The 1772-nt window shown below is 71.8% G+C and carries 1 protein-coding gene and 1 pseudogene; both read left to right on the top strand.

Annotated features, from left to right (window positions below; genetic code table 11):
* Window positions 1–1224: FtsK/SpoIIIE domain-containing protein (locus ACFWUY_RS41485; protein WP_384122182.1), on the top strand; the 1224-nt coding region annotated here is incomplete at its 5' end.
* A gap of 228 nt (window positions 1225–1452) precedes the next feature.
* Window positions 1453–1772: pseudogene (locus ACFWUY_RS41480) on the top strand (hypothetical protein); the annotation flags it as partial.

The following is a 1772-nucleotide window of genomic DNA, read 5'->3' as shown; positions in this document are numbered from 1 at the left end:
CAGGTCTCGGTCGCCAAACGGGGCCGCGCCGGACGCATCGAGCTCTACGTCGCCCGTGAGCTGCCGTTCACACAAGACCCCGTCCCCGGCCCGCTGCTCGCCCTGGAGTCGGCCGCGAACTTTTGGGGCCGGATCTCCATCGGCCCCGACGTGCGCGGCATCCACCAGTCCATCTCCGTGGTGGAGCGCTCCGGGTTGATCGGCGGCGAGCCGGGCGCGGGCAAGTCGGGATCGGGCAACACGATCCTGCTGGCGGCCGCGCTCGACCCTCGGGTCATCCTCTGGCTGGCCGACGGCAAGGGCGGCGGCGACCTGGAGCCGTTCGAGCACCTCTGCGAGCGCTACGAGGGCGACGCCGACCCCGAAGCCTTCAGCGCCATGCTGGACGAGCTGCTGGACGTGATGAAGGCGCGGTACGTGCTGCTGAAGAAGCTCGGCAAGCGCAAGGTCACCGAGGAACTCGCGGGCAAGTACCCGGAGCTGCGCCAGCTGCTGCTGTGGGTCGACGAGCTGATGCTCTACACCACCGACGACGAGTACGGGAAGAAGATCACCCGCAAGCTCCGCAACCTCGTCTCGCGCGGGCGGGCGGCCGGGATCATCACCTTCTGCGCCACCCAGAAGCCCGGCTCCGACGTCGTCGACACCTCGCTGCGGGACCTGCTGTCCATCCGGTGGGCGCTGCGCTGCACCACCCCGGAGGCCTCCGACACGATCCTCGGCAAGGGCGCCGCCGCGAGCGGCTACTCGGCCAAGACGATCCAGTCCGAGATGCGGGGCGCCGGCCTTCTGTGGGCCGAGGGCACCAACCCGACCATGGTCCGCGCCGACTACTACACCGACGAGCAGGTCGACGCGCTCATCGAGCGGGCCACCGAGTGGCGGCGCAAGGCCGGGACCCTGCCCAACGGACCGGTCCCGCTCGTCGACCAGCTCCGCGCCCGGGGCGAGGACGACGCGCTGCTCCTGGCCGCCGTCCTCGACACCTTCACCGCCCACGCCACCGACGACGGCCCGGCCGACTGGCTGCCCGGCCAGCTCCTCGTCGACGAGCTCAAGACGGCCGGCCACCCGGTCACCGCCGAGAAGCTCGGCGCCCTCATCGTCCGCACCGACGAGGAGAAGGCCAAGCGGCCGTGGGGCCCGAAGGGCTCCCGGGTGACCGGCTACCCGCTCACCCGGGTCGAGGCCGCCGCAACCGACCGATTCGGGCTTACCGCCTGATTCCAACCCGGACACAACCCGGACGGGCGCCCGGATTGACCCGGAATGCCCCCAGGCGGACCAGGCCCCGACCCGGACGCCGGAGTGCCCGACCCGGACACCCGCGTCCGGGTCGGGCCCGGATCCGTCCAAGTCGCCCAACTCTCTGACCTGCGATAACGCGGAGCCGTCCGGGCTCCGTCCGGGTCTCCGCCCTAGCCCAAACCGGTATATAAGGAGTCAGGCGCCGTGACCGCCCAGATCCTCACTACCCTCGCCCCCTCCGGCCCGGAGCTCGCCGACGAGGCCGCCCTCCTGGTCCGCGAGATCGAGCAGTACCTCACCGCCCGGATCCGCACCACCGCCCACCCGCTCGTCACCAAGACCACCGCCGAACTCATCGCCGAAGCTCTCGGCACCCAGGCACCGCCGGTAGCCGCGCCGGTCCTGGCCGCGCCGGGCCGCGCGCTGCGGCTTCTGCCCAACTGGGCGCTCAACTTCCCGCTGCTGCGCCGGCTCCACGGCGCCGGACGGCAGATCAGTGTCGCCGAACACCTGGAGCTCACCGC

The organism is Streptomyces sp. NPDC058664 (assembly GCF_042716635.1).
GTDB lineage: Bacteria > Actinomycetota > Actinomycetes > Streptomycetales > Streptomycetaceae > Streptomyces.
Note: the sequence above shows the minus strand (reverse complement) of the source record. Positions and strands in the feature narration are given on the sequence as shown.